The 8,379-nt window shown below is 66.1% G+C and carries 6 protein-coding genes; 2 read left to right on the plus strand and 4 right to left on the minus strand.

Annotated features, from left to right (window positions below):
• Window positions 1-340: 340 nt before the first annotated feature.
• On the plus strand, window positions 341-1,591 hold the full coding sequence (locus E3T47_RS07115) for a low temperature requirement protein A (RefSeq protein WP_166805648.1): 1,251 nt from the start codon (window positions 341-343) through the stop codon (window positions 1,589-1,591).
• 113 nt (window positions 1,592-1,704) lie between these two features.
• Window positions 1,705-2,091, plus strand: a complete 387-nt coding sequence (locus E3T47_RS07120; protein ID WP_174844649.1) for a DUF7882 family protein — start codon at window positions 1,705-1,707, stop codon at window positions 2,089-2,091.
• A 248-nt stretch (window positions 2,092-2,339) separates the two neighbouring features.
• Here the strand turns inward: E3T47_RS07120 and paaZ are convergent, their stop codons facing one another.
• The 4 genes from paaZ to E3T47_RS07140 all read right to left on the minus strand — a co-directional run.
• The gene (gene paaZ, locus E3T47_RS07125) at window positions 2,340-4,397 is read right to left on the minus strand and encodes a phenylacetic acid degradation bifunctional protein PaaZ (RefSeq protein ID WP_134555440.1); all 2,058 of its coding nucleotides are present in this window, start codon (window positions 4,395-4,397) and stop codon (window positions 2,340-2,342) included.
• 50 nt (window positions 4,398-4,447) lie between these two features.
• On the minus strand, window positions 4,448-5,341 hold the full coding sequence (locus E3T47_RS07130; RefSeq protein ID WP_134555441.1) for a 3-hydroxyacyl-CoA dehydrogenase family protein: 894 nt from the start codon (window positions 5,339-5,341) through the stop codon (window positions 4,448-4,450).
• Entirely contained in the window at window positions 5,341-6,525 is a 1,185-nt protein-coding gene (locus E3T47_RS07135) for a thiolase family protein (RefSeq protein WP_134555442.1), read from the minus strand. The genes E3T47_RS07130 and E3T47_RS07135 overlap by 1 nt, the downstream gene beginning before the upstream one ends.
• 189 nt (window positions 6,526-6,714) lie before the next feature.
• The coding region (locus E3T47_RS07140) for a DEAD/DEAH box helicase (RefSeq protein ID WP_241982050.1) at window positions 6,715-8,379 on the minus strand (1,665 nt) is incomplete at its 5' end.

Consider the following 8,379-nt stretch of genomic DNA (forward strand, 5'->3'; position numbering starts at 1 on the left):
CAATCTGGTCCCACATGAGGCCGGGAAGCACTGCGGCTTTCCGCACCTTTGGGGTACGTATAGATACATTACGGTCCCCACGCCCACCCGTCAAAACGCCACCCACCCGGGCGTGTCGCACCCGGCACCCACTGCCTATAGGCCAACAGGTAGCCGGCCGCAGGCTCAGCAACCCGGCCCACAATCGACCACGCTCCCACGCACTAAACCTGCGCCCGGGAGACCAGTGAAAGCGCAACCCCACGATGGAGGCTGGACCCTGCCCGACATAGGAGCCCAAACCGCAAATGGGATAGAAATTGGATGGGCGAATGTCGGGGGTGCGGGCCAGACTGGAAGCGTGAGCCGATCAGGAAAAACGACGCAGCGGTATCCGCTTGACCATCGCGCGTGGATTCTGCGCCTCGGCTTTCGACGGAGCTTGTTGCGGCCGGAGGATTCCGAGCGCAGTGATCGCGTTACCTATATCGAGCTGTTCTACGACCTCATCTTCGTCTTCGCGCTCACCCAGTTGTCGCGGTATCTGTACGCCAATCAGTCCTGGGTCGGTGCGCTCGAGTCGATCATTCTCGTACTGGCCCTGTGGTGGCTGTGGGTGTACACGACCTGGGTGACGAACTGGCTCGACCCAGCCAAACTTCCGGTGCGCGGCGTCGTTATCGGGCTCTCCCTTATCGGCCTTGTGATCAGTACGTCCATTTACGATTCGTTCGGCAATCAAGGGCTGGTCTTCGCCATCGCCTACGTTGCCCTCCAACTGGGCCGTACGGTCTTTATGGTGCTCGCCCTAGCCCGGCATGATCCGGCTCTGCACGCGACCTTCCTGCGTATTCTGCTGTGGCTCTCGGTCGCGGGCGTGTTCTGGATTGTCGGGGCCCTTATGCCCCTGTCGGTGCGGCTGCCCGCCTGGCTGATCGCTCTGGCGATTGAGTACGGCTCGGCGAGCCTCGGGTTTCGCATTCCCGGGTTGAAAGCGCCCGGCGTTGATGACTGGGATGTCTCTGGGCCCCACATCGCGGAGCGCAGCGCCCTGTTCGTGATCATCGCCGTCGGTGAGTCCTTTCTGGTGACCGGGTTTGCATTTGTCGACCAGAAGGCATCCGCATTCGGGATCTCCGGGTTGTTCCTCGCTTTTGTAAACGGAGTGGCCATGTGGTGGCTCTACTTCGATCACGGGGAGAAGGCCGGGAGCAAGGCGATTTCAGCCTCGAGCGAACCCGGCCGCATCGCGCGGCTGGCGTATACGTACGTGCACGCGATCATCATCGCGGGAATCGTACTGACCTCGGTCGCCGACAAGTCAGTGCTGGAGCACCCGGAGGACGCCATGACGCTTTCGGTTGCCGTCACCATCGTTGGCGGGCCGCTGTTCTACTTGGTGGGGCTGTTGCTCTTTCGCTGGATAGTCACCCGCACCGTGCTCGTATCGCACATCGTCGGGATCGCGCTGCTCGCCTTGGCCGGGGCGGCGGCAGCGGTCATGACTCCGCTCGGACTGGGCGCAGTGGCCTCGGTTATTCTGGTCACCGTCGCGGCGTGGGAGACGATTGCGCGGGTGCGCGCCGGCACGACCGACGACGACTCCGGCTAAGCGAACGCGGGTGGGGACGTTCGGCTCTAGCGCGCTCCGAACGCATCCGAGATACTGGCATAGGTGACATAGGTGACATAGGTGTCATCGCTGAATCGATCAGAAAGGCAATCATGGGTTCTCTAACGTATGACCGCGTCATAGTGGAGATCGAAGATCGCACCCTCGCGCACCTACAATTCGTGATCGTGCAGAAGCTGCGACGGGGCGAGAGTTTTCTGCTGTCCTGGCACGATTCCGCAGGGGTCGGTTCCGGTCGGAGCTCGATTTGGCTAAACCCGGCAATCCCGCTGTATTTCAAGTACGTCGGCGGGCACGCCGCCACGCTCAATCGCCAGTGGATCGAAGATCTCAGTCGCTCAGCCAACAGCGCTCCGGGACTGGTCATCGTCAGCGAGGCTGGCTTCTTGCCCGTCACGACCTCTGCTGCGCGGCCGAAGTCCACAATCGATGCGAGAACGACCGCGCGCACTGACACCGGGCTCGTTCCGTCCGGGTAACCGCGAAGCTACCAGTCTCTTTCGCGCTCGGTCAGCAGAATCACCTCGACCCGGAGCGCGACATCGTTTGTCGGGTCCAGTTCCAGGGCTCGCTCGATGCTTTTATGGCGCAACATCGCTGCAGGGTCGAATCGCGTCTTCACCGTTCACCCCAATTCGGTATAGGGCGTCCCCACCGGAGCACTCGTGCGGGCAAACGACAGCGGGCCCGCGAAATGCGCGGGCCCGCTGATCGAATCCGGCGCTAGCTAGTGCTTGGCGACCAGGGTCAGCACGTCGTAGGACGCGACGAGTTCGTCGTTCTGGTTGGTCAGCACGGCATCCCAGCGCACCTCGCCGTACTCGTCGGTCTCACGCGGCGTGATCTGCTTTGCGGTGAGCGCGACCCGGATGCTGTCCCCCGGTGAGACCGGCGTGACGAAACGCAGGTTCTCCAGCCCGGAGTTGGCGAGCACCGGTCCGGGGGCCGGATCCACGAAGAGGCCGGCGGCCCAAGAGACGAGCAGGTAGCCGTGCGCCACCCTGCCAGGGAAGAATGGGTTGGCCGCGGCCGCCTCTTCGTCCATATGGGCATAGAAGGTGTCCCCGGTGAAGTGGGCGAAAGTTTCGATGTCTTCGAGGGTCACCGTGCGGGAGTCCGAGACGATCTGGTCACCGATCACGAGCTCAGCCAGGCTCTTCCGAAACGGATGCCTGTCGCCGGCCCGCGCAGACGCGCCCTGGTGCCAGATTCCGGTGATCGCTGTGAGCATCTCGGGTGAACCCTGGATAGCCGTGCGCTGCATGTGGTGCAGCACCGCGCGGATGCCGCCGAGTTCTTCGCCACCGCCGGCCCGGCCCGGACCGCCGTGCACGAGCTGCGGAACCGGCGAACCGTGCCCGGTGGAGGTGCGGGCATCATCGCGGTCGAGCACGAGCACTCGACCGTTGAAGGCGGAGATTCCGGTCATCAGGGCGACGGCCACGGCGGGGTCGTGCGTAGCGATGCTGGTCACGAGCGAGCCGCCACCTTGGCGCACGAGAGCGATGGCCTCATCGAGCGTGTCGTAGCCGAGAACGCTCGACACCGGGCCGAAGGCCTCGACCTCGTGCACCGCGGCGGCCGCGGCGTCGTCGAAGCGCAGCAGCAGCGGCTCGACGAAGGCGCCGTCCGGGGCAACGGCGGTCGTGCCGTCCGCGTGCAACACCGCGGGGGCATCCGTTCTGCCGACGACCAACTCTCCGCCGGCGGCCTGCAGGCGAGCAACCTGCTCGAGCACTTCGAGGCGCTGGGCGGTCGAGGCGAGCGGCCCCATAGTGACGCCCTCCGCGCGGGGGTCGCCGAGCACGATGCGCTCAGTCACGCGCGCCTGCACGGCGGTGACGACGTCGTCCATCGCTGCGCGCGGCACGATGACGCGGCGGATGGCGGTGCACTTCTGGCCGGCCTTGACCGTCATCTCGGTGACGACCTGCTTGACGAAGGCATCGAATTCGGGGGTGCCTTTGGCGGCATCCGTTCCGAGGATCGAGGCGTTGATCGAGTCGGTCTCGTTGGTGAAGCGCACTCCCCCGGTCTGCACGGAGTCGCTCGCGCGCAGCTTCTCGGCGGTGGAGGCTGACCCGGTGAAGGCCACGAGATCGCCGAGGCGTACGTCGTCGAACAGGGTCGGCACGCTGCCGGAGACGAGCTGCAGGGACCCCGCGGGCAGCAGTCCGGAATCGGCGAGGATGCGTACGAACGCCTCGGCGAGGTAGCCGGACGGCGTCGCGGGCTTGACCAGGGTGGGCACGCCGGCCAGGAACGCCGGCGCGAACTTCTCCAGGGCACCCCAGACGGGAAAGTTGAACGCGTTGATCTGCACGGCGACACCGGGCAGGCGCGAGTAGATGTGGCGGGCGATGAATGAGCCGTCCTTAGAGAGAGGCTCGACCGGCCCGTCGACGTAGACGTGGGCGTTGGGCAGTTCGCGGCGGCCCTTCGAGGAATAGCTGAACAGCACGCCGATGCCGCCGTCGATGTCGACCCAGGAGTCGACCTTGGTGGCACCAGTGCGGCTGGACAGCGCGTAGAGATCCTTCTTCTGCGCGGTCAGCAGCAGCGCCATCTGTTTGAGTAGCACGGCACGCTGATGAAAAGTGAGCTCGCCAAGCGATTTCTGGCCGACGGTGCGGGCGTACTCGAGTGCGGCGGCGAGGTCGAGGCCCTGCGTGCTGACGCGGGTGACGACCTCACCGGTCGAAGCGTCACGAACGTCAACCGCAGCGGATGCGTCGGTGGGGGTCCACCAAGCACCCTGGACGTAGCTGGGCAGAATGGTCGTCATGGGGTCTCCTTCATGCTGCGTACGGGGTGCGGTCTCAGTACGGGCGGCCATCAGGCTTCATCCCAGCGGTAGAAGCCCTGGCCCGACTTGCGGCCGAGCTTGCCTTCGGCCACGAGCTTGCACAGCAGCGCCGGCGGTTCGAAACGGGCGCCGAGCTGCTGATGAAGGTACTCGGCAATGCCGAGCCGGACGTCGAGGCCGACCAGGTCGGTCAGTTTCAACGGCCCGATCGGATGCTTGTAGCCCAGCATCATTGCAGCGTCGATATCCGAGGCGCTCGCGACTCCCTCTTCGAGCATGCGGATGGCCTCGAGCCCGAGGGCCACTCCAAGCCTCGAGGACGCGAATCCGGGTGCGTCACTGACGATGATCGGAGTCTTGCCCAGGGCGGAAACCCAGCTTTGCGCATCCGCTATCAATTCGGGCGAGGTGGCGCTGCCGGTGACAAGTTCGACCAGGTTGGAGGCGGGCACCGGGTTGAAGAAGTGCAGGCCGAGAAAACGCGCCGGGCGCGCCAATTCGTCGGCGAGGTCGTCGATCGAGATCGACGAGGTGTTGCTGGCGAGGGCGGCATCGGCGGGAAGCTGCGCCTCGACCTTCTGCAAGGCCTCGATCTTGAGCGCCCGCACCTCGGGAACGGCTTCGACGACGAGTTCCCGGTCGGCGAACAGGCCGAAGTCAGCGCCGACGGCGAGGCGAGACTCGAGTTCCGGGCGGGTCTCCCCGGTTGCGCCGCGGGTGATGCTCGCGTCGACGGCGCGCAGCACACGCTCGCGGGCGGCCGCCGCTTCGGTGTCGTTGCGTTCGACGAGAGCCACGTGGGCTCCCGCGAGCAGAAAAGCGTGCGCGATGCCAGCGCCCATGCGCCCGCCTCCGAGCACGCCGACCCGATCCGGCACGCCGCTTTCTCCGCGATCGCCGAGTTCAAGTTCAGATACCGACATCAGACACGCTCCAAGATGAGGGCCGAGCCCTGGCCGACACCGACACACATGGTGGCGAGGCCGTGCCGGGCGTTTTCCCGCTCCATGCGGGCGAGCAGGGTGACGACGAGTCGAGCACCGCTCGATCCAAGCGGATGCCCGAGCGCGATTGCGCCGCCGTCGCGGTTGACGATTTCGTCGTCGAGGCCGAGGCGGCGGATGCACGCGATGGATTGGGTGGCAAAGGCTTCGTTGAGCTCGATCGCGCCGAGGTCGGCGAGAGTCAACCCGCTGCGATCGAGGGCGCGCTGGGTGGCCGCGACCGGGCCGAGGCCCATGATCTCCGGCGCTAGGCCGACGCTCGCGCCGACCACGATGCGTGCGCGCGGCGTGAGTCCGTATTTTTTCACGGCGTCGCCGCTCGCCACGAGGATCGCCGAGGCGCCGTCGTTGAGCGAGCTCGCGTTGCCGGCGGTGACGACGGCGCCGCCGGCGACGATGGGGCGCAATGCGGCGAGCCCCTCGAGGGTGGTGTCGCGGCGCAAGCCCTCGTCGACGAGCACCTCGCCTTTTTTAGTGGGTACGCCGACGATCTCATCCATGAAGTGGCCGGCGTCGATGGCAGCGGCGGCGCGCTGATGACTGCGGAGGGCGAAGGCATCCGCTTCGGCGCGGCTGATGCCGTCGAGCCGGGCGACCTCTTCGGCCGTCTCCGACATGGAGAAGGTGGCCTTGTCGCGGGCGGCAAGTTTAGGGTTCACGAAGCGCCAGCCGATGGAGGTGTCGAACTGAGCACCGGGCTTGGCCCAGGCGCGGTCGGGTTTGGCCTGCACCCAGGGTGCGCGCGTCATCGATTCGACACCGCCGGCAATCATAAGGTCGGCATCACCGGCGCGGATGGCCTGCGCGGCCATGGTGATCGCCGACATTCCCGAAGCGCACAGCCGGTTGACGGTGATGCCCGGCACGTGGTCGGGCAGCCCGGCGAGCAACCCGGCCATGCGGGCGACGTTGCGATTGTCTTCTCCAGCCTGGGTGGCGGCGCCGAAGATGATCTCTTCGACCAGCCCCGGGTCGATACCGGCGCGGCGCACGGCTTCGCCGATTACGAGTGCGGCGAGGTCATCGGGACGAACCGAGGCCAACACTCCGCCGTAACGGCCTACGGGGGTGCGTGCTCCTCCAACGAGGTAGGCCTCAGCCATGTTCTCTCCTGACAACGGTGTCTGCGCGGGCGTGCAGGAACGACTAATAAGTTACCGATCGTTCGGAAAGTAATTCTGGCAGATGTGGGCGGGTTCGCACAACCCGCAGGCGTCCGGGTACGCGAAAGGGCACCCACCGATGGGCGGGTGCCCTTCTCAGCCGTGTCGCTGAATTACAGCGAGCGGATGCTAGATGTTGGCGAGTTCGCGCACAGCCGCGTCACCGGGGGTGGCAGAGGTGTAGCTCGCGTCGATCTCGGCACGATCGAGCAGCTCGTCCATGCGGCGCTTGCGCTGCTTGGGGATGAGCGTCACGACCGTTCCGGTCTTGCCCGCGCGGCCGGTGCGGCCGGCACGGTGCAGGTAGGTCTTGTACTCGTCGGGGGCGTCGGCCTGGATGACCAGGTCGATGTCGTCGACGTGGATTCCGCGAGCCGCGACATCCGTTGCGACGAGCACATTAACGCGGCCGCTCGTGAGCATCTGCAGGTTGCGGGTACGACGAGCCTGGTTGAGGTCACCGTGCAGGCTCGTGGCCTTGACTCCGGCGTCCTCCAGCTGGTCGGCGAGCTGCTCAGCGTAGGCACGGGTGCGGCTGAAGATGAGCGTCTTGCCCTCGCGGTTGACGAGCTCTTCAATGATGCGACCCTTGTCGCGGTGCTCGATGACGAGCACGCGGTGATCGATCGTAGACGAGGCCTGGTCTTCACCGGCGACCTCGTGCACGGCCGGGTTGGTCAGGAATTCCTTGACCAACGAGGCAACGCCCTTGTCGAGGGTCGCGGAGAAGAGCAGCTTCTGCCCGCCAGCCTTGGTCTGACGCAGGATGCGCTGCACCGGCTCGAGGAACCCGAGGTCGCACATGTAATCGGCCTCGTCGAGCACGGTGACGACGACTTCGGACAGGTCGAGACGACCCTGGTCGATGAGGTCTTCGATGCGGCCGGCGGTGCCGATGATGATGTCCACGCCGCGCTGGAGCGCGCTGACCTGGCGATACTGGGGAACGCCGCCGTAGATCTGGGTGGTGAAAAGGCCAACGCTGCGGGCGATGGGCTGCACGGTGCGGTCGATCTGCAGCGCGAGCTCACGGGTCGGGGCCAGGATGAGCGCGCGCGGCTTGCGGGCCATCTTGCGATCCTTGGCTCCGTTGTTCTCCATGAGCTTTTCGACGAGGGGAGCACCGAAGGCGATGGTCTTGCCGGAGCCGGTCTTGCCGCGGCCGAGCACGTCGCGCCCGGCGAGCACGTCGGGGATGGTCGCAGCCTGAATTGGGAACGGTGACGGAGCACCGAGGGCGGCGAGCTCACGCACGATGTTCTCTCCGAGGCCCAGGTCACCGAAGGTCACACCGACGACGTCGGATGCCGTCGTCGCGATGGCTTCGAGACGCTCGAGCACGACGTCGTCGCCACCGGCGAAGCTCGGCTTGGCGCCGTTTTCGCTGCGCTTCGGGTAGAACTTGCTATCGCCGTCGCTCGGGCGGTCGCTACCGAAGTCGCGGCGGGGCGGGCGGGCGTCGTTGGATCGACGCGGGGCGCGGTCTGAGTAGTCGGGACGATCGCTACGCGGTGCACGGTCGCCATAGGAGGGACGCTCGGTGCGGGCTGGGCGGTCACCGTAGGACGGGCGCTCGGTGCGGGCCGGACGGTCACTGTTGTAAGCCGGACGATCGCTACGCGGAGCACGGTCACCATAGGACGGACGCTCGGTGCGGGGAGCGCTGGTGCGGTCACCGTAGGACGGACGCTCCGTACGCGCCGGACGGTCACTGTTGTAAGCCGGACGATCGCTACGCGGAGCACGGTCACCATAGGACGGACGCTCGGTGCGGGGAGCGCTGGCACGGTCACC

It is taken from the genome of Cryobacterium ruanii, assembly GCF_004404055.1.
Classification (GTDB): domain Bacteria; phylum Actinomycetota; class Actinomycetes; order Actinomycetales; family Microbacteriaceae; genus Cryobacterium; species Cryobacterium ruanii.

Bases quoted from the DNA above. Each gene is read 5' to 3' on its own strand.
- E3T47_RS07135 (WP_134555442.1), bottom strand. From the start codon at position 6,525: ATGGCTGAGGCCTACCTCGTTGGAGGAGCACGCACCCCCGTAGGCCGT.
- E3T47_RS07130 (WP_134555441.1), bottom strand. From the start codon at position 5,341: ATGTCGGTATCTGAACTTGAACTCGGCGATCGCGGAGAAAGCGGCGTG.
- E3T47_RS07120 (WP_174844649.1), top strand. From the start codon at position 1,705: ATGGGTTCTCTAACGTATGACCGCGTCATAGTGGAGATCGAAGATCGC.
- paaZ (WP_134555440.1), bottom strand. From the start codon at position 4,397: ATGACGACCATTCTGCCCAGCTACGTCCAGGGTGCTTGGTGGACCCCC.